The following is an 18,205-nucleotide window of genomic DNA, read 5'->3' as shown; positions in this document are numbered from 1 at the left end:
AAGAGGTGGACTGCCCATGCGTGACACAGCCGGTGAACTCCCCTCCCTCCTCGGTGTCCCGGCCCCCGCACCGGAGCGAGGACTGTTCACGCTGGCCGAGTTGCCGCCCGAGCGGCTGCTCCGGCTCGTCGCCCGGTCCGTCGAGCTGTTCCGGGACCGGGGCGCGCACGACCGGCCGCTGCGGGACCGGCTCGTCGGCGTGCTGTTCACCCGTACCTCCACCCGCACCCGGACCGCCTTCCAGAGCGGCGCCGTACGGCTCGGCGGCACGCCCGTCGTGTACGGCCCCGCCGATCTCCAGCTGAACACCGGCGAGTCGGTGCCGGACACCGGCCGGGTCCTCGGCGCCATGCTCGACCTGCTGGTCGCGCGCACCGCGGGACCGCTCGCGGAGCTGCGGGAGCTGTCCCGGGCGGGCCGGCTGCCCGTGGTCAACGCGATGGCGACCGAGGAGCACCCCACCCAGGGCGTGTCCGACCTCGCCGTGCTGGCCCTGGCCTTCGGCGACCTGACCGGCATCCGGGTGCTGTACGCCGGGGAGGGCAACAACACGGCCACGGCCCTCGCCCACGGGCTGGCGGCGGTACCCGGCGCCCGGGTCACCTTCGCCACCCCGCCCGGCTACGGCCTGCCCGGGGACGCGCTGGCCGCGGCCCGCAAGAGCGCCGAGGCCACCGGGGCCCGGCTCGACGAGATCCACGACCTCGCGGACGCGCCCGCGGCGGCGGACGTCGTGTACACCACGCGCTGGCAGACCACCGGCACCAGCAAGCCGGACGCCTCCTGGCGGCAGGCGTTCCGCCCCTTCCACGTGGACGGCGCGCTGCTGGCGCGGTGGCCGCGCGCCGTCTTCCTGCACGACCTGCCGGCCCACCGGGGCGACGAGGTCGCGGGAGAGGTTCTGGACGGGCCCCGGTCCCTGGCCTGGACCCAGTCCGCGATGAAACTGCCCAGCGCCATGGCCGTCCTGGAGCACGTGGCCGGGGCGCCGCCCGGCTGACCCCCCGCGCAACGCCGCCCTCACATCAACCCGTACGGAAGGAGCGCGCCATGCCGCCTGTCTCACGCGTGGGCGAGTACACCCACCTCACCGCGCGGGATCTGACCCCGCCCGGGGAACCCGAGGTCTTCTTCGAACCGGCCGACACCGAGATCGGGGTGTGGGTCGCCGCCGATCTGCTGCCGCCCGGTGGCGGGGGCACCGTACTGGACCTCGGTTCGGGCAGCGGTGCGGCGGCCGCCGCCATGGCGCGGGCCGGAGCGGCCCGCGTGCACGGCGTCGACTCGGGCCGCCAGACCCTGCGCTGGGCCGAGCGGCACCACGCCTCGCCCGACGGGCGGGTCACCTTCGCGCTCGGCGACTACTCCGTGCTGAGCCCCCGGGAGCTGCTGGCGACCGCGCCCGGGGAGCTGCCCGGCCCGATCGTCGTCACCAGCAACCCCGCCTATGTGCCGCTGCCCCCGGAGGCGGCCCGGGAGCGGCCCTCGATCAGCGGCGGCGCGGACGGCCTCAAGTGGGCCGGGGCCATCATCGGGCACGCCCGCGCCCTCGGCGCGGACCTCGGCCTCACCATCGGCAGCTACTCGACCCCGCGCCGCGCGGTGGCCCTGCTCGCCGAGGCGGGCTACCGGATCGCCACCGTGACCCTGTGCCCCCTGCCGTTCGGCGCGTTCACCCTGCGCCACCCCGAGCGGGTCCTCGCCCTGGAGGAGCGCGGCGAGGCCGTGCTGTGGCGGTCCGGCCCGGACCCGCTCGCGTACTTCGTCGTCGGTCTGGCCTGCCGCCGCGCCACCGACACCGACACCGACACCGAACAGGCCGGCAGCGCCAAGGAACTCATGGATCTGCTGCACACGGCGGCCCGGTCCACCGGCACCCGGCTGGAGAGCCTGGACGCGCCGGGCGGGGCCCCGCCGCCGTGGCCCGTGCGCGTCCTGGACCTGCCGCCCGCAGTCGCCCGCCACCACTGGTAGTCCGCCCGCCCAGGGAGCCTCCCCCATGTCCTCGCCCGTCCCGCACGACCCCGAGCCGCCCATACCCGCCGCGCTGGTCTCGCCCGTCAACGTCACCGCCGGCGCCGTCGAGCACAGCGTCGACGTCGTCCGCCCCCGGCTGCGCGCCCGCCCGTCCCGGCGGGTGGCCCTGTACGCGGGGGTGCAGATCAACGGGGCGCCGCACCTCGGCACCGATGTCATGCAGACGGCGGCCTTCCTGCTGGCCCGGTCCGCCCGGGACCGGCTCGGGGTGCGGCCCGCGCTCCGTTTCGGCGCGCTGGACAACGCCCCGCACGACACCCGCGTCTGCCCGCGCACCGGCACCACGTACACGCGGTCGTACCACCACGCGCTGGGTCCGGCCCGGATCGAGGAGCTGGTGAAACGGTTCTACGGCGGCCTGTTCGACGCGCTCACCGCGCTGACCGGGGTGCCGTACACCGTCGAGACGTACACCCGGCAGCAGCGGACGCCCGCCTTCCGTGAGGAGTTCCTGGCCTCTCTCGGCCAGTGGGAGCGGCTGCGCTGGACGCTGGCGCCGTCCAGCGGGCAGGTGCCGGTCAGCGTGCCCTGCCCGGAGTGCGGCTGGCTGCAGAAGTCCGGCGAGCACACCGAACTCCTCGACGCCGACGGCCGGCGGGCCCGGTTCGCCGCGCTCTGCCTCGACCACGGGCGGTACGAGACCGACGTACGGCCCGACGGTCAGGGGTGGCTCGGGCTGAGCACGCTACACCGCAACCTCGTCAAGGAGCGGCTGGCCGACCGGGACGAGGCCCTGCCCGTCGTCGTCAAGGGCGCGGACTGGGCGGCGGGTTGCCGGCTGCTGGACGAGGCGTTCCTCTGCTTCCCGGACAGCCGTCCGCCGGCCCGCGTGTTCACGCCGGTCGTCCTGTCCGCGTCCGGCGCCAAGCTCTCCAAGTCCCTGATGCGGGAGGGCGGGGCGGCCCTCTCCCCGGACACCCCGCCGTGGATGCTGGACGCGACGCGCTGGCCGGGCACGCCGGAGGGCTACGCCGCGCTGCTGCACCGGCTGGTGTCGCTGATGCTGTCCGAGCCGCGGCACTTCGAGCGCGGGTACACCACCTCCGAGATCGCCCGGCTCATCGCCGGGCCGGGCTAGAGGTCGAGCGCCGCGGGGGCTCGGGCCGGGTCCGGCGGCGCGGGGGCGGACCAGGCCGCCGTGCAGGCCGCCCACAGTCCGGCGCCCAGGTCGCCGCGTCCCGTCAGCAGCAACTCCTCGTCCTCGACCCGGGCGTGCCAGCCCTGGCACCGCCACGACCCGTCGGCCTGCCGGCCGGCGGCCAGTGGCGGCGCGCACAACGCCCGTAGATCCCGGCCGACATGGGTGGGCCTGCGGTGCGGCGGCGCGGTCAGCAGGTCGGCCGGGCCGGTGCGGCCGGTGAGGACCAGCAGGCTGTCGTACCCGGCCCGGCGCGCGCCCTGTACGTCGGTGTCCAGGCTGTCGCCCACCATCAGCGGCCGGCGCGCCTCGGCCCGCTCGGCGGCCTCCCGGAGCAGGGCGGCCGACGGCTTGCCCGCGACGACCGGCTCCGCCCCGGTGGCGGCCCGTACCACCGCGACCAGCGCGCCGTTGCCGGGGGCGACGCCCCGCTGGGTGGGCGCGGTCAGGTCGGTGTTGGTGCCATGCACACCTTCCGCACCGTTCGAAGCTTTCCGCCGACCATCCGCCTGCTCCTCGTCAACCGACTCGGCATCGACGTCGGCTTCTACCTGCTGATCCCCTACCTCTCCACCCACCTCAGCGACGACCTCCACCTGTCCGCGGCGGCCACCGGCGCCGTCCTGGGCGCCCGCCAGCTCAGCCAGCACGGCCTGTTCGTGGTGGGCGGCACGGCCGCCGACCGGCTGGGCGCGCACCGGGTCATCCCGTTCGGCTGCGCGGTGCGCACGGCCGGCTTCGCGCTCTTCGCCTTCGGCGACGGCGTGCCGGCCGCGCTGGCCGCGTCGGTGCTCAGCGGGCTGGCGGGCGCGCTGTTCTACCCGGCGGTGCGGGCCTACGTCGCCGAGGCCGCCGCCGACCGCAAGGCCGAGGCGTTCGCCCTGTTCAACGTCTTCGCCACCACCGGCGGACTGCTCGGCCTGCTGCTGGGCAGCGCGCTGTGCCTCATCGACTTCCGGGTCACCGCGCTCGCCGCGGCCGCCGTGTTCGGCGTCCTGACGGTGGCTCAGTTCTTCGTGCTGCCCGAGCACCACGTCCGGCCCGCCGCGAGCACCGTGTTACGCGACTGGCGCGAGGCCCTCGGCCATCACGCGTTCCTGGCCTTCGCGCTCACCATGTCGGGCATGTCGGCGCTGGAGAGCCAGGTGTATCTGCTCTTCACCGAGAGCGCCCGCCGGGCCTCCGGCTGGGACAGTGCCGCCGCCCTGCTGCCCCTGGTGGGCACGGTGGCGAACCTGCTGCTCCAGCTGCGCGTCACCGCCCTGACCCGGCAGCGCGGCGGCACGGAGACGTGGATCGCGCCCGGCGTGCTGCTCATAGGGCTCGGCTTCCTCCCCCCGGCCCTGACGGACAGCCTCGGCACGACCGGCACCGCCGTACGGCTCGCCCCGCTCGTCCTCGGCGCGCTCCTGCTCCACCTGGGCGTGATGGTCGCCCAGCCGCCGGCCATGGAACTGGTCTCGCGGTACGCCACCGACCCTACGACGGGCGCCTACTTCGGCCTGTTCCACGTCCTGTCGGGCACCGTCGGCGCGGCCTGCACCGGCGGGGTCGGCTGGGTGATGGACCGGGCCGCCGACACCGGCCGGACCTGGCTCCCCTGGGCCTGCTGCGCCGCGCTCGGCACCCTGTCCGCCGCCGCGGTCGCCGTGCTGCAACGCCGGCACGCCCTGCCCACCGATCCTGCGGCGACGTACGCCTGACGCGGCGTCCGCTCGGGCGAACACTCGGTAAAGAGCGGGGAACAAATCAAACAGATGGGGAGGAACCGCACAGAAGCACGGATCGAAGGGACAGCATCGTGCGCACGTTCCTCGCCGCCGTCGGCGCCTGTCTCGCCACCGCTCTCGGCGCCGCCGGCACGCCCGCGGCGGGCGGCTTCCTGGTGTCCGTCGTCAACAACACGAACCGGACGGCCTACGTCTACCCGAACGCCGGCTGCTTCGGCCCGTACGAAGGCTGGGTGCTGCCCGGCGGACAGGCCACCATGAACGGCGCTTACGTCTCCATCGACCAGCGGCCGATCACCGCCAACGGCCCTCAGCAGAAAGGGACTTGCGGATGATCCCGCGTACTGGTGACAGGTTTCGATCCGTTAGACGTTCCGTTCAACTGCCGTGCAAGTACGCGAGTCCCTGAAGGTGCTGCGCAAGCCGGTACTGGAGACGGACCCGGACCTCGTCATGTCGCTCGGCCTCTCCCCCCGCGCCGGCATCTCGATCGAGCGTGTCGCCATCAACGTCAACGACTGTCCCGCCGCCGACAACGCCGGCCGGACGGCGAAGGGCGAGCCCATCGTCGCCGACGGCCCCACCGCCTGCTTCTCCACCCTCCCGAGCAAACGCTGCGTTGCGGAGGTGCCGTCGGGGCGAGTCACTGATGATCTCGGCGCCGCTCGGGTGAACGGTGGCCGCCCTCTCGGCGTGGCGGCCACCGTCCCCGCGTCACCACAGGTCACATCGTTTCTGCGCCTGCGGTGCCTGGTGGGGCGGGTGGGACTCGAACCCACGGCCGACGGATTATGAGTCCGCTGCTCTAACCGGCTGAGCTACCGCCCCATAGCGGCGTGTCGCGTACATGTGTGCGCGCCGTCTGCCGCAGCATAGCCGCTCATACGATCTCCTGCTTCGGATGGTCGGCTTCTGCGCTGCTCATGACCTTGAGGACAGCCCCGCGGGCGCGGTGGTTCCCGCGGACATGAAAAAGGACCCCGGAGGGGTCCTCGTTCAGCGCTCCCCCGACTGGACTCGAACCAGTAACCTGCCGGTTAACAGCCGGCTGCTCTGCCAATTGAGCTACGGAGGACCGAAGCTCCCCCGACTGGACTCGAACCAGTAACCTGCCGGTTAACAGCCGGCTGCTCTGCCAATTGAGCTACGGAGGATCGCCTCGTTGCATCGAACGTACCTACCTGGGTATTCGCCAGGGGGCGCTCGCTCGCTGCGACACATACATTAGCGCAAGCAGGGGGGTGCTCCGCCAATCGGTACCCCTCGGCACCAGCGCCGCACCACAGACCTACGCACGGGAAGGGTGGCAGCCATGCGCTACCGGCTCACGTTCCTCGCCGGACTGGCCCTCGGTTACGTACTAGGTACGCGGGCCGGACGGGAGCGCTACGAGCAGCTGAAGAAGTCGGCCCGCGGGATCGCGCAGAACCCCGCGGTCCGCAACACCGCCGAGACGGCCGCCCAGCAGGGCCGCGTCTACGTCGGCAAGGCCTTCCACACGGTCAGCGACAAGGTCGGCGACCGGGTCCCGGAGTCGGTGGCCCAGCGCGTCCGGTCCCTGCGCGAGCGCAGCGTCAACGGCACGCCGGAGGACGACTGGGGCACGAGCGACACGTAGGTCCGCGGCCGGCGGCCAGGGCGACTGGGCGTCCTGGCCGAACCATGCGCAGGGATGCTGCAAAATTCTCAGCATGGGGATAGTCGCCGGCTTGGACAGTTCACCGGACTTCACGCGCATCGTGGTCTGCGACACAGACACCGGCGCCGTACTCCGCCAGGGATACGCGCCGCATCCGGTCGAAGCGCCGGACGGCGCGCGCCCGAGCGACGTCGACCCGCAGGCCTGGCTGCTGTCCCTCGGCGAGGCCGCGGGGGGCGGCCTGCTGGAGGGCGTGCAGGCCATCGGCGTGTCGGCGCAGCAGAACGCGGTGGTCCCGCTGGACGCCCAGGGCAACACCGTCCGCCCCGCCCTGGTCGGCGGCGACAAGCGCGCCCAGGTCGCGGCGGCGGACCTCGTGGACGCGCTCGGCGGCCGGGAGGCATGGGCGCAGGCCGTCGGCTCCGTGCCCCAGGCGGCCCGCCCGGTCACCAAGCTGCGCTGGCTCGCGAAGAGCGAGCCGGAGAACGCGCTGCGCACGGCGATGCTGCTGCAGGCCCACGACTGGCTCGTCTGGCAGCTGCTCGGCCGGCCCGTGCGCCGGACCACCGACCGCGGCGGGGCCTCCGGCACCGGGTACTGGTCGGCGGCCACCGGCGCCTACCGGCCCGACCTGGTCGAGCTGGCGCTCGGCCACCAGGCGATGCTGCCGGAGGTGATCGGCCCGGCGGACGCGGCCGGTACGACCCCGGAGGGGCTGCTGATCTCCGCCGGCACCGGCGAGACGATGGCCGCCGCGTTCGGGCTCGGCATCGGACTGGGCGACGCGGTCGTCTCCCTCGGCGCGTCGGGCTCGGTGATGGCCGTGCACCCGGAGGCGCTCGCCGACCAGAGCGGGATGATCACCTCCCTGGCCGACGCGACCGGCATGCACCTGCCGGTCGTCACCACCCTGAACGCCGTACGCGCCCTGCGCGGCACCGCCGAACTCCTCGGCCTGCCGGATCTGGAGAGCCTGTCCGACCTGGCGATGAAGTCCACGCCGGGCGCCCATGGCCTCGTCCTCCTCCCCTATCTGGAGGGTGAGCGGACGCCGAATCTGCCGCACACCGCCGGGACCCTCGCCGGACTGCGGCGCGAGTCGATGAAGCCCGAGCATCTGGCGCGGGCCGCGTTCGAGGGCATGCTGTGCGGGCTCGCGGACGCGCTGGACGTGCTGCGCGGGCGGGGCGTGGACGTACGGCGGATCTTCCTGCTCGGCCCGGCCGCCGAGCTGCCCGCCGTGCAGGCCTCGGCGCCGTCGCTGTTCGGCGCCCAGGTCGTCGTACCGCAGCCCGCGGACTACGCGGCGATCGGCGCGGCCCGGCAGGCGGCCTGGGCGCTCGGGGTGTCGCAGGGCACCCTCGATCCGCGCACCCCGCCGGCCTGGCAGGGCGCGGCGGCGCAGGTGCTGGAGCCGGGCGACGAGCTGGCCGTCGGGCAGGCGGTCCGGCAGCAGTTCACGGCGGTGCGGGAGCAGACCCATCCGGGCGCGTTCCACGCCTAGCCGGAGCAATGCGTCCCGCCGGAATAATCGGTTGAGGTAACGCGGGTGGAGTGTTCGACGATAGGGGCCAAGGGCAACCGACCAGCCCCTGTCGTCGACTCCGAGAGACGTAGCGTGCTCATACGACTTCTGCGGACCTATCTCAGGCCCTACAAGAAACCCATAGCCCTTCTGGTGCTGCTGCAGTTCCTGCAGACCTGCGCCACCCTCTACCTGCCCACTCTGAACGCGGACATCATCGACAACGGTGTCGTGAAGGGCGACACGGGCTACATCCTGTCCTTCGGCGCCCTGATGATCGGCATCTCGCTGGCGCAGGTCGTGTGCAACATCGGTGCCGTGTACTACGGCGCCCGGACCGCCTCCGCGCTCGGCCGGGACGTGCGGGCCGCCGTCTTCAACCGGGTGCAGTCCTTCTCCGCACGTGAGGTCGGTCACTTCGGGGCGCCCTCGCTCATCACCCGTACGACGAACGACGTCCAGCAGGTCCAGATGCTGGCCCTGATGACGTTCACCCTGATGGTGTCGGCGCCCATCATGTGCGTGGGCGGCATCGTGCTGGCCCTCGGCCTGGACGTACCGCTGTCCGGGGTGCTGGTCGCGGTCGTGCCGGTGCTCGGCATCTCCGTGACGCTGATCGTGCGCCGGCTGCGCCCGCTGTTCCGGTCGATGCAGGTCCGACTGGACACGGTGAACCGGGTGCTGCGCGAGCAGATCACCGGCAACCGGGTGATCCGCGCCTTCGTCCGGGACGAGTACGAGCAGGGCCGGTTCGGGAAGGCCAACGCCGAGCTGACCGACATGCAGATGGCCACCGGCCGGATGCTCGCCCTGATGTTCCCGATCGTCATGACGGTGGTGAACCTGTCGTCCATCGCGGTGGTGTGGTTCGGCGCCCACCGCATCGACAGCGGCGGGATGGCCATCGGCGACCTGACCGCGTTCCTCGCCTATCTGATGCAGATCGTCATGTCCGTGATGATGGCCACCTTCATGTTCATGATGGTGCCGCGCGCGGAGGTCTGCGCCGAGCGCATCCAGGAGGTCCTGGAGACCGATTCCAGCGTCGTGCCGCCGGCGGCTCCCGTCACCGAGCTGCGCGCGCACGGGCACCTGGAGATCCGGGGCGCGGGCTTCCGCTATCCGGGCGCCGAGGAGCCGGTGCTGAAGTCCATCGACCTGGTGGCCCGGCCGGGCGAGACGACCGCCGTGATCGGCTCCACCGGCAGCGGCAAGTCGACGCTGCTCGGACTCGTCCCCCGGCTCTTCGACACCACCGAGGGCGAGGTCCTGGTGAACGGCGTGGACGTCCAGGAGGTCGACCCGCGGCTGCTCGCCGGGACGGTCGGACTCGTGCCCCAGAAGCCGTACCTGTTCGCGGGCACCGTCGCCACGAACCTGCGCTACGGCAACCCGGACGCCACCGACGAGGAGCTGTGGCACGCGCTGGAGGTGGCGCAGGCCAAGGACTTCGTGCGGAAGCTGGAGGGCGGCCTGGACGCCCCGATCGCGCAGGGCGGTACGAATGTCTCCGGCGGTCAGCGGCAGCGGCTCGCCATCGCCCGCACGCTGGTGCAGCGCCCGGAGATCTACCTCTTCGACGACTCCTTCTCCGCGCTCGACTACGCCACCGACGCGGCCCTGCGCGCCGCGCTGGCCCAGGAGACGGCGGAGGCGACCGTCGTCATCGTCGCCCAGCGAGTGGCGACCATCCGGGACGCCGACCGGATCATCGTGCTGGACGAGGGCCGGGTGGTCGGCTCCGGCCGGCACTCCGAGCTGATGGCGACGAACGAGACCTACCGGGAGATCGTGCTCTCCCAGCTGACGGAAGCGGAGGCCGCCTGATGGCCGGGCCCATGGGACGCATGATGGCCGGGGGCGGCCCCGACCAGCGCTCGATGGACTTCAAGGGGTCGGGCAAGCGGCTCGTCGCCCAGTTCAGACCGGAACGGCTCACGATCTACGGCCTGCTGCTGTGCGTGGTCATCAGCGTGGGCCTCAACGTGATCGGCCCGAAGATCCTCGGCCGGGCCACCGACCTGGTGTTCGCCGGCATCATCGGCCGGAACATGCCCCACGGCGCCACCAAGGACCAGGTGCTCGACTCCATGCGCGAGCGCGGCCAGGGTCAGATGGCGGACATGCTGAAGGGCACCGACTTCACCCCCGGCAAGGGCATCGACTTCGGCGCCGTGGGGGACGTGCTGCTGCTCGCGCTCGGTACGTTCCTGGTCGCGGGCCTGCTGATGGCCATCGCGACCCGGCTGGTCAACCGGGCCGTGAACCGCACGATGTACCGGCTGCGGGAGGACGTGCAGGCGAAGCTGTCGCGGCTGCCGCTGTCGTACTTCGACAAGCGCCAGCGCGGCGAGGTGCTCTCCCGGGCCACCAACGACATCGACAACATCGGGCAGACGCTCCAGCAGTCGATGGGCCAGCTGATCAACTCGGTGCTGACCATCATCGGCGTGCTCGCGATGATGTTCTGGGTCTCCTGGATCCTCGCGCTGGTCGCGCTGGTCACCGTGCCGCTGTCGTTCGTGGTCGCCACCCGGGTCGGCAAGCGGTCGCAGCCGCACTTCGTGCAGCAGTGGCGCACCACCGGCAAGCTGAACGCGCACATCGAGGAGATGTACACCGGGCACACCCTGGTGAAGGTGTTCGGCCGGCAGGACGAGTCGGCGCAGCAGTTCGCCGAGCAGAACGAGGCGCTGTACGAGGCCGGGTTCAAGGCGCAGTTCAACAGCGGTGTGATGCAGCCGCTGATGATGTTCGTGTCGAACCTGAACTACGTGCTGGTCGCGGTCGTCGGCGGTCTGCGCGTCGCCTCGGGCACCCTCTCCATCGGTGACGTCCAGGCGTTCATCCAGTACTCGCGGCAGTTCTCGATGCCGCTGACGCAGGTCGCGTCGATGGCGAACCTGGTGCAGTCGGGTGTCGCCTCGGCCGAGCGGATCTTCGAACTCCTGGACGCGGAGGAGCAGGAGGCGGATCCGGTGCCGGGCGAGCGCCCCGAGGAGCTGCGCGGGCGCGTACGCCTGGAGCACGTCTCCTTCCGGTACGACCCCGAGAAGCCGCTGATCGAGGACCTGACGCTCACGGTCGAGCCGGGGCACACGGTGGCCATCGTCGGCCCGACAGGGGCGGGCAAGACCACGCTGGTCAACCTGCTGATGCGGTTCTACGACGTGTCCGGCGGCCGGATCACCCTGGACGGGGTCGACATCCGGAAGATGACCCGCGACGAACTCCGGGCCGGGATCGGCATGGTGCTCCAGGACACCTGGCTGTTCGGCGGCACCATCGCGGAGAACATCGCGTACGGCGCGTCGCGGGAGGTCACCCGGGGCGAGATCGAGGAGGCCGCGCGCGCGGCCCACGCGGACCGCTTCGTCCGCACGCTGCCCGACGGGTACGACACCGTGATCGACGACGAGGGCACGGGCGTCAGCGCCGGCGAGAAGCAGCTGATCACCATCGCGCGGGCGTTCCTGTCCGACCCGACGATCCTGGTGCTGGACGAGGCGACGAGTTCGGTCGACACCCGGACCGAGGTGCTGATCCAGAAGGCGATGGCCAAGCTGGCGGCGGGCCGTACGTCGTTCGTGATCGCACACCGTCTGTCGACGATCCGGGACGCGGACACGATCCTGGTGATGGAGAACGGCTCCATCGTCGAGCAGGGCGCGCACACGGAGCTGTTGGCGGCGGACGGGGCGTACGCCCGGCTGTACAAGGCCCAGTTCGCGCAGGCCGTGGCCGAGGTGGACTAGGCGCAGGGGGCCGCTGCGCGGCGGCGGCCCCTCAGTCCAGGTAGCCCCTGAGCTGATCCGCGAAGGCGTGGTCCCGGAGCTTGTTCAGGGTCTTCGACTCGATCTGCCGGATCCGTTCCCGCGTCACCCCGAAGATGCGCCCTATCTCCTCCAGCGTGCGCGGGCGGCCGTCGGCCAGGCCGTAGCGGAGCTGGACGACCTTCCGCTCGCGTTCGCCGAGCGTGGACAGGACGGCCTCCAGGTGCTCCCGCAGCAGCAGGAAGGCGGCGGACTCCACCGGGCTCGCCGCGTCGCCGTCCTCGATGAGGTCGCCGAGGGCGACGTCGTCCTCCTCGCCGACCGGGGCGTGCAGCGACACCGGCTCCTGGGCCAGGCGCAGCACCTCGCCGACCCGCTCGGGCGGCAGGTCCAGATGGGCGGCGACCTCGTCCGCCGTCGGCTCGTAGCCGCGCTCCTGGAGCATCCGGCGCTGGACCCGGACGACCCGGTTGATCAGCTCCACCACGTGGACCGGGACGCGTATGGTGCGGGCCTGGTCGGCCAGGGCGCGGGACATGGCCTGGCGGATCCACCAGGTCGCGTACGTCGAGAACTTGTAGCCGCGCGCGTAGTCGAACTTCTCCACGGCCCGGATCAGCCCGAGGTTGCCCTCCTGGACCAGGTCGAGCATGGTCAGCCCGCGGCCGACGTACCGCTTGGCGACGGAGACCACGAGCCGCAGGTTCGCCTCGATGAGCCGGCGCTTGGCCATCCGGCCCATGACGACGAGCCGGTCCAGATCGAGCTCCAGCCGGCTGTCCAGGTCGGGGGTGTTGCCCAGCTTCTCCTCCGCGAACAGGCCGGCCTCCACCCGGCGGGCGAGTTCCACCTCCTCGGCGGCGGTGAGCAGCGGGATGCGGCCGATCTCGCGCAGGTACTGGCGGAACAGATCGGCCGAGGGGCCCCCGGAGTCGGCCCGGACGACGGCTGGCGCCTCGGGCTCCTCGGGCTCGTCGGCGAGTGCCTCGGCGGGCGGTTCCGCCGGCTCCACGGGCACCGCCTCCGGGTGCAGGGCGCCGGGGCCCTGCGGGGGTACGGCCGCGAGGACGTCCGCCTCCGCGTCCTGCTCGTCCGCGGTGATGATGGTGGCGCTGGTGCTGCTGTGGGTCTGGGTCTGCACGGGGGCGACCTCCAGGATGATCGCTGCTGAAGATGTGCGGCAGCGTGCGCTCCGAGGCTCGGGCACCGCCCCCAGTGTGGAGTACGACACAACCCCGCCACGAGGGTCGTGCGGTGACTTTTTGCGTCCGCCCCGTCACCGGTCCGTTACTCAGCTCGTTGGACTATGCGATTGGCAACTGCGCCCACTGGGCCGGGGAGATTTGGGGCAGGATGGAACGCATGGGTGAGATCGAGGAGCTGCGGCGGCGCGTGGAGGCGCTGGAGGCACCGCTCGACCAGGTGCAGAAGGAACAGGTGGTCATCCGGCACCTTGCCGAGACCGCGGAGATCGACGCGGCGACGCTGCGGGGCCACCGGCGCTCCGACATGGAGTTCATTCGCGCCATGCGCGACACCCAGTTGAGGCACGGCGAGATGCTCCGTTCCCTCGTCACGGGCCAGCGGCAGTTGCTGGCGCACTTCGGGATCACGCCGCCGGGGCAGTAGCTGCCGTTACAGCGCCTCCGCGCCCCGCTCCCGCAACGCCTGGTCGTACTGCTGGAGTACCCACAGCTCGTTCTGTACGGCCGCCAGCTGGGCCGGGTCACCGCCGGTGGCCAGGCGGGTCATCTGGGACTGGATGTCGCGGATGCGGCGTTCCACGGCGCGGCGGCGGATCACCACCAGGACCGTGCCGGCGTACGTGTCGTCCACCGTGCGGCGCAGGATCGGTTCGACGGCCAGCTCGGTGACCATCGCGCGGACCGTGTCGTCGGGCGCGGCCTCGCGGACACGGACCAGGTACTCCTGCGGGTCCGCGACGCCGTACTCGGCGCCGCCCGCCTCCGCGACGGCCTGGCGCACGGCGGCGTACGGCGGGGCCGTGAACTCGTCCACACCGTAGGCGTCGAACGCCGGGGAGACCAGCTCGGGGCGCTGGAGGGCGAGTTTGAGCAGTTCGCGTTCCGCGGCGAACACCGGGTTGCGCAGGGTGAGCGCCGGGCCGGAGTTCGCGGGGCGTGGGGACTCGGCCCACTGCTGTTCGGGCCGGCGGCGCCGGTCCTCCTGCTGGGAGCCCTTGCCGTCGCGGGCCCAGCGGGCCAGCTGGGCCACCCGGCGGACCACGAACTGGGTGTCGAGGATGCCGAGCATGCCGGCCAGCTCGACGGCGACCTCGTGCTGGGCGCCGCTGTTCTTGATCCGGGCGACGATCGGCGCGGCCTCGTCCAGCGCCGCCGCGCGGCCCGCCGGGGTGTCCAGGTCGTACCGGCTGACGATCTGGCGGAGGGCGAACTCGAAGAGCGGGGTGCGGGGTTCGACCAGGTCGCTGACCGCCTCGTCGCCCTTGGCCAGGCGGAGTTCGCAGGGGTCCATGCCGTCCGGCGCGATGGCGATGTACGTCTCCGCGGCGAACTTCTGGTCGTCCTCGAAGGCGCGCAGGGCGGCCTTCTGACCGGCCGCGTCGCCGTCGAAGGTGAAGATCACGCGGGCCGAGCCGTTGTCCATCAGGAGCCGGCGGAGGATCTTGATGTGGTCGCCGCCGAAGGCCGTACCGCAGGTGGCGATGGCCGTCGTCACTCCGGCGAGGTGGCAGGCCATGACGTCGGTGTAGCCCTCGACCACGACCGCCCGGCTGGCCTTGGCGATGTCCTTCTTCGCCAGGTCGATGCCGTAGAGCACCTGCGATTTCTTGTAGATCGCCGTTTCGGGGGTGTTGAGGTACTTGGGGCCGTTGTCCGCCTCGTAGAGCTTCCTCGCACCGAAGCCGACGACCTCGCCGCCGATGTCCCGGATCGGCCACATCAGCCGGCCCCGGAAGCGGTCGATGGGCCCGCGGCGCCCCTCCTGGGACAGCCCGGACAGCACCAGCTCCTTGTCGGTGAAGCCCTTGCCGCGCAGGTAGCGGGTGAGGTGGTCCCAGCCCTGGGGGCTGTAGCCGACGCCGAAGTGGACGGCGGCGGCCTGGTCGAAGCCGCGCTCGGCGAGGAAGATCCGGCCGGTCTCGGCCTCGGGGCTGGTGGCCAGCTGCTCCGCGTACCACTGCGCGGCGATCTTGTGCGCCTCGACCAGGCGGATGCGCTCGCCGCGCTGGTGGGCCGGGTTGTACCCGCCCTCCTCGTACCGCAGCGTGATGCCGGCCTGGGCGGCCAGCCGCTCGACCGCCTCCGAGAAGGAGAGGTGGTCCACCTTCATCACGAAGGTGATGGTGTCGCCGCCCTCCTGGCAGCCGAAGCAGTGGAAGAGTCCCTTGCTCGGGCTGACCTGGAAGGACGGCGACTTCTCGTCGTGGAACGGGCACAGGCCCTTGAGGTTGCCGCCGCCCGCGTTGCGCAGCTGGAGGTACTCGGAGACCACGGCGTCGATCGGGACCGCGTCCCGTACCGCCTTCACGTCCTCGTCGTTGATCCGTCCTGCCACGAGTGAATTCTACGGGGGCGCGGTGACAGTCCCGGTGCTCGCCGGGGTCAGGAGGCGAGGCTGTCCAACGGTACGTGCGGGTCCGAGAGCGCCTCGATGTTCACCTGGGCCCGGGAACGGATCAGGTTCTGGATCTGCTCTGTGACATCCCACACGTTCACGTTCATCCCGGCCAGCACGCGTCCCTCCTTCATCCAGAACGCGATGAACTCCCGCTTGCCGGCGTCGCCCCGGATCACCACCTCGTCGTACGAGCCGGGCGGCGCCCACCCGCTGTACTCCATGCCCAGGTCGTACTGGTCGGTGAAGAAGTACGGCACGCGGTCGTAGGTCAGCTCCTGGCCGAGCATCGAGCGTGCCGCGGCCGGGCCGCCGTTCAGGGCGTTCGCCCAGTGCTCCACGCGGACCCGGGTGTCGAACAGGGCGAGCGGGAAGGACGCCACGTCTCCGGCCGCGTAGATGTCCGGGTCCGAGGTGCGCAGCCGTTCGTCCACGAGGATGCCGCCGCCGTGCGCCCGGTCGGCGATCTCCAGGCCCGCCGCCTCCGCGAGGGCGGTCCGCGGGGCGGCGCCGATCGCCGCGAGGACGTCGTGCGCCGGGTGTTCCTCGCCGTCGTCCGTGCGGGCCGCGAGGACCATGCCGTCCTGGCCGACGATCTCGGTGAGCCGCACCCCGAAGTGGAAGCGGACACCGTGCTCGCGGTGCAGCTCGGCGAAGACGTTGCCCAGCTCGGGGCCGAGGACGCCGTGCAGCGGGGTCGGCGCCGGTTCGATCACCGTGACCTCCGCGCCGTACTCGCGGGCCGCCGCCGCGACCTCCAGGCCGATCCAGCCGGCGCCGGCGATCACGAGGTGCCCGTTGTCCCGGCCGAGGTGCTGCAGGACGCCCTTGAGGCGCTCGGCGTGCGCGAGGCGGCGCAGGTGGTGGACGCCCACCAGGCCGGTGCCGGGGATGTCGAGGCGGCGCGGTTCGGCGCCGGTGACCAGGAGCAGCTTGTCGTAGCGGACGATCGTGCCGTCGTCGCCGAAGCGGACCGTCTTCGCCGTGCGGTCGATCCGGTCCACGGTCTGGCCGAGGTGCAGCTCGATGTCGTTCTGCGCGTACCAGGCGGGCTCGTGCACGAAGACGCTGTCCCGCTCCTCCTTGCCGAGCAGATAGCCCTTGGACAGCGGGGGACGCTCGTACGGGTGGTCGCGTTCGTCGCAGATCAGTATCACCCGTCCGCTGAAGCCCTCCGCCCGGAGCGTCTCGGCCGCCTTCGCGCCGGCGAGACCGCCTCCGACGATGACGAATGTCTGGTCCGCGTCGACCACTTGATGCCTCCTACGGGGTGTCCGAGGGGTGTCCCCTCAGAAAACACGGCGGGTGCCGCCATAGGCGAGCGTCCCGCACGCGGCGTGCTGCGGGAAGAGGGAGTGACCCGATCAGGCCACGGAGGGTCATGTTCCTCTCACATATGCCCCGTCAGTCTCGCGTGCAGCGAGCGGGCGGAGGCGTCCGTGAGGGAGGCGATCTGATCGACGATCACCCGCTTGCGCGCCCGGTCGTCCTCCGCCTCGTCGAACAGCGCCCGGAACTGGGGCTCCAGCCCGTCGGGCGCGCGGGCGGTGAGCGCCTCGGCCAGCTCCGCGACGACCACCCGCTGGTCGGCGCGCAGCCGCTCCTGCTCGGCGCGCTGCATCACATAACGGTCGGCGACCGCCTTGAGCACCGCGCACTCCATGCGGGTCGCGCGGGGTACGACCAGTTCGGCGGCGTAGCGGGTGAGCCGGCCGGTGCCGTACGCGGCGCGCGTGGCGGTCTCGGCGGCCAGGCAGAACCGGCCGATGAGCTGGCTGGTGGCGTCCTTCAGGCGGGCCTGGGCGACGGCGGTGCCGTCGTAGCCGTGCGGCCACCACTCCTCGTCCTGGAGGCGGTCGAGGGCGGCGGCCAGCTCGGCCGGGTCGGTGTCCGCGGGCACGTACCGGCCGATGGCCACCTCGAACACGGCCTGCCGTTCCGGCTCGGCGTGCAGGCAGTTGGGGTCGATGTGGCCGGCGTGCAGGCCGTCCTCGACGTCGTGCACCGAGTACGCCACGTCGTCCGACCAGTCCATGACCTGGGCCTCGAAGCAGGTGCGGGTGCCGGGGGCGGTCTTGCGGACCCAGTCGAACACCGGGCGGTCGTCCTCGTACACACCGAACTTCCGCGACGCCGGGTCGGTGGGGTGCGTGCCGCGCGGCCAGGGGTACTTGGTGGCGGCGTCGAGGGCGGCGCGGGTCAGGTTGAGGCCGACGGAGCGGTCCTCGGTGAAGCGCTTGGGCTCGATGCGGGTGAGGAGCCTCAGGGACTGGGCGTTGCCCTCGAAGCCGCCGCAGTCGTCGGCGAACTCGTTCAGCGCGGTTTCGCCGTTGTGGCCGAAGGGCGGGTGGCCGAGGTCGTGGGAGAGACAGGCCGCCTCCACCAGATCGGGGTCACAGCCGAGGGCCGCGCCGAGCTCCCGGCCGACCTGGGCGCACTCGAGGGAGTGGGTGAGCCGGGTGCGGGGGCTGGCGTCCCAGGCGTGACCGCGGGTGCCGGGGGTCACCACCTGCGTCTTGCCGGCGAGACGGCGGAGCGCGGCGGAGTGGAGGATGCGGGCGCGGTCGCGTTGGAAGGCGGTGCGGCCGGGGCGTTTGTCGGGTTCGGGGGCCCAGCGTTCGACTGACGTCGGGTCGTATGCCGTGTTGAGTGCGGTGCCTTCCATGAGTCGACAGTAAGCCCACTCGTCTGCCTGGTTCTGTTTTCGGGCGGCTGCGGGTTCGTTGTGGCTTGTCGCGCCCACGCGGCGGAGCCGCACATCGA

The 18,205-nt window shown here is 72.1% G+C and carries 16 protein-coding genes and 3 tRNA genes; 11 read left to right on the top strand and 8 right to left on the bottom strand.

Annotated elements, in window-relative coordinates; genetic code table 11:
- The first annotated feature begins 16 nt into the window (after window positions 1-16).
- The 3 genes from ABZ937_RS26940 to ABZ937_RS26930 are packed head-to-tail and all read left to right on the top strand — an operon-like array spanning window position 17 to window position 3,115.
- Window positions 17-1,000: an ornithine carbamoyltransferase gene (locus ABZ937_RS26940; RefSeq protein WP_361695893.1), complete on the top strand. Its 984-nt coding sequence runs from the start codon at window positions 17-19 to the stop codon at window positions 998-1,000.
- 50 nt (window positions 1,001-1,050) lie between these two features.
- Window positions 1,051-1,974 (top strand): methyltransferase domain-containing protein, encoded by a 924-nt coding sequence (locus ABZ937_RS26935; RefSeq protein ID WP_361695892.1) that lies wholly within the window; start codon window positions 1,051-1,053, stop codon window positions 1,972-1,974.
- A gap of 25 nt (window positions 1,975-1,999) precedes the next feature.
- On the top strand, window positions 2,000-3,115 hold the full coding sequence (locus tag ABZ937_RS26930; RefSeq protein ID WP_361695891.1) for a hypothetical protein: 1,116 nt from the start codon (window positions 2,000-2,002) through the stop codon (window positions 3,113-3,115).
- On the opposite strand, the gene ABZ937_RS26925 is transcribed toward ABZ937_RS26930, so the two are convergent.
- Window positions 3,112-3,645: an HAD hydrolase-like protein gene (locus tag ABZ937_RS26925; RefSeq protein WP_361695890.1), complete on the bottom strand. Its 534-nt coding sequence runs from the start codon at window positions 3,643-3,645 to the stop codon at window positions 3,112-3,114. The genes ABZ937_RS26930 and ABZ937_RS26925 overlap by 4 nt on opposite strands.
- Between ABZ937_RS26925 and ABZ937_RS26920 the strand changes: the two genes are divergently transcribed.
- The 3 genes from ABZ937_RS26920 (at window position 3,640) to ABZ937_RS26910 (ending at window position 5,700) form a co-directional block, all read left to right on the top strand.
- The gene (locus tag ABZ937_RS26920) at window positions 3,640-4,878 is read left to right on the top strand and encodes an MFS transporter (RefSeq protein ID WP_361695889.1); all 1,239 of its coding nucleotides are present in this window, start codon (window positions 3,640-3,642) and stop codon (window positions 4,876-4,878) included. The two genes, ABZ937_RS26925 and ABZ937_RS26920, sit on opposite strands and share 6 nt — an antisense overlap.
- A 98-nt stretch (window positions 4,879-4,976) precedes the next feature.
- Window positions 4,977-5,240 (top strand): hypothetical protein, encoded by a 264-nt coding sequence (locus ABZ937_RS26915; RefSeq protein WP_361695888.1) that lies wholly within the window; start codon window positions 4,977-4,979, stop codon window positions 5,238-5,240.
- A 52-nt stretch (window positions 5,241-5,292) separates the two neighbouring features.
- Entirely contained in the window at window positions 5,293-5,700 is a 408-nt protein-coding gene (locus ABZ937_RS26910) for a hypothetical protein (RefSeq protein ID WP_361695933.1), read from the top strand.
- Here the strand turns inward: ABZ937_RS26910 and ABZ937_RS26905 are convergent.
- The 3 genes from ABZ937_RS26905 to ABZ937_RS26895 all read right to left on the bottom strand — a co-directional run bounded on the left by ABZ937_RS26905 (window position 5,657) and on the right by ABZ937_RS26895 (window position 6,059).
- Window positions 5,657-5,733: transfer RNA gene (locus tag ABZ937_RS26905), tRNA-Ile, on the bottom strand. The genes ABZ937_RS26910 and ABZ937_RS26905 overlap by 44 nt on opposite strands.
- A gap of 174 nt (window positions 5,734-5,907) precedes the next feature.
- Window positions 5,908-5,980, bottom strand: a tRNA-Asn gene (locus ABZ937_RS26900).
- Window positions 5,981-5,986: 6 nt separating this feature from the next.
- Window positions 5,987-6,059 (bottom strand) — tRNA-Asn (locus tag ABZ937_RS26895).
- A gap of 158 nt (window positions 6,060-6,217) precedes the next feature.
- Here ABZ937_RS26895 and ABZ937_RS26890 point away from each other — a divergent pair.
- From ABZ937_RS26890 to ABZ937_RS26875, 4 genes are all read left to right on the top strand, one after another.
- On the top strand, window positions 6,218-6,523 hold the full coding sequence (locus tag ABZ937_RS26890) for a YtxH domain-containing protein (RefSeq protein ID WP_361695887.1): 306 nt from the start codon (window positions 6,218-6,220) through the stop codon (window positions 6,521-6,523).
- Window positions 6,524-6,596: 73 nt separating this feature from the next.
- Complete coding sequence (locus ABZ937_RS26885; RefSeq protein WP_361695885.1) at window positions 6,597-8,048, top strand: FGGY family carbohydrate kinase; 1,452 nt, start codon at window positions 6,597-6,599, stop codon at window positions 8,046-8,048.
- 114 nt (window positions 8,049-8,162) lie between these two features.
- A complete protein-coding gene (locus tag ABZ937_RS26880; protein WP_361695884.1) occupies window positions 8,163-9,896 on the top strand; it encodes an ABC transporter ATP-binding protein in 1,734 nt (577 codons plus the stop codon).
- The gene (locus ABZ937_RS26875; RefSeq protein WP_361695883.1) at window positions 9,896-11,824 is read left to right on the top strand and encodes an ABC transporter ATP-binding protein; all 1,929 of its coding nucleotides are present in this window, start codon (window positions 9,896-9,898) and stop codon (window positions 11,822-11,824) included. Before ABZ937_RS26880 ends, ABZ937_RS26875 begins: the two co-directional genes overlap by 1 nt.
- 31 nt (window positions 11,825-11,855) lie before the next feature.
- Here the strand turns inward: ABZ937_RS26875 and ABZ937_RS26870 are convergent, their stop codons facing one another.
- Window positions 11,856-13,058, bottom strand: a complete 1,203-nt coding sequence (locus ABZ937_RS26870; RefSeq protein WP_361695932.1) for a sigma-70 family RNA polymerase sigma factor — start codon at window positions 13,056-13,058, stop codon at window positions 11,856-11,858.
- 146 nt (window positions 13,059-13,204) lie between these two features.
- On the opposite strand from ABZ937_RS26870, the gene ABZ937_RS26865 reads away from it, so the two are divergent.
- Complete coding sequence (locus ABZ937_RS26865) at window positions 13,205-13,471, top strand: hypothetical protein (RefSeq protein ID WP_361695882.1); 267 nt, start codon at window positions 13,205-13,207, stop codon at window positions 13,469-13,471.
- Window positions 13,472-13,477: 6 nt separating this feature from the next.
- Here the strand turns inward: ABZ937_RS26865 and dnaG are convergent, their stop codons facing one another.
- The 3 genes from dnaG to ABZ937_RS26850 form a co-directional block, all read right to left on the bottom strand.
- Window positions 13,478-15,382 carry a DNA primase gene (dnaG, locus tag ABZ937_RS26860; protein ID WP_361695881.1) on the bottom strand — a complete coding sequence of 635 codons (1,905 nt, stop codon included), beginning with the start codon at window positions 15,380-15,382 and terminating at the stop codon, window positions 13,478-13,480.
- A 47-nt stretch (window positions 15,383-15,429) separates the two neighbouring features.
- Window positions 15,430-16,695 carry an FAD-dependent oxidoreductase gene (locus ABZ937_RS26855; protein WP_361695880.1) on the bottom strand — a complete coding sequence of 422 codons (1,266 nt, stop codon included), beginning with the start codon at window positions 16,693-16,695 and terminating at the stop codon, window positions 15,430-15,432.
- 137 nt (window positions 16,696-16,832) lie between these two features.
- Complete coding sequence (locus ABZ937_RS26850) at window positions 16,833-18,107, bottom strand: deoxyguanosinetriphosphate triphosphohydrolase (protein WP_361695879.1); 1,275 nt, start codon at window positions 18,105-18,107, stop codon at window positions 16,833-16,835.
- Window positions 18,108-18,205: the final 98 nt, after the last annotated feature.

The organism is Streptomyces sp. NPDC046727, assembly GCF_040645635.1.
In the GTDB taxonomy this organism is placed as follows: domain Bacteria; phylum Actinomycetota; class Actinomycetes; order Streptomycetales; family Streptomycetaceae; genus Streptomyces.
Note: the sequence above shows the minus strand (reverse complement) of the source record. Positions and strands in the feature narration are given on the sequence as shown.

Bases quoted from the DNA above. Each gene is read 5' to 3' on its own strand.
- ABZ937_RS26940 (WP_361695893.1), top strand. From the start codon at position 17: ATGCGTGACACAGCCGGTGAACTCCCCTCCCTCCTCGGTGTCCCGGCC.
- ABZ937_RS26935 (WP_361695892.1), top strand. From the start codon at position 1,051: ATGCCGCCTGTCTCACGCGTGGGCGAGTACACCCACCTCACCGCGCGG.
- ABZ937_RS26930 (WP_361695891.1), top strand. From the start codon at position 2,000: ATGTCCTCGCCCGTCCCGCACGACCCCGAGCCGCCCATACCCGCCGCG.
- ABZ937_RS26920 (WP_361695889.1), top strand. From the start codon at position 3,640: ATGCACACCTTCCGCACCGTTCGAAGCTTTCCGCCGACCATCCGCCTG.
- ABZ937_RS26890 (WP_361695887.1), top strand. From the start codon at position 6,218: ATGCGCTACCGGCTCACGTTCCTCGCCGGACTGGCCCTCGGTTACGTA.
- ABZ937_RS26885 (WP_361695885.1), top strand. From the start codon at position 6,597: ATGGGGATAGTCGCCGGCTTGGACAGTTCACCGGACTTCACGCGCATC.
- ABZ937_RS26875 (WP_361695883.1), top strand. From the start codon at position 9,896: ATGGCCGGGCCCATGGGACGCATGATGGCCGGGGGCGGCCCCGACCAG.
- ABZ937_RS26865 (WP_361695882.1), top strand. From the start codon at position 13,205: ATGGGTGAGATCGAGGAGCTGCGGCGGCGCGTGGAGGCGCTGGAGGCA.
- ABZ937_RS26850 (WP_361695879.1), bottom strand. From the start codon at position 18,107: ATGGAAGGCACCGCACTCAACACGGCATACGACCCGACGTCAGTCGAA.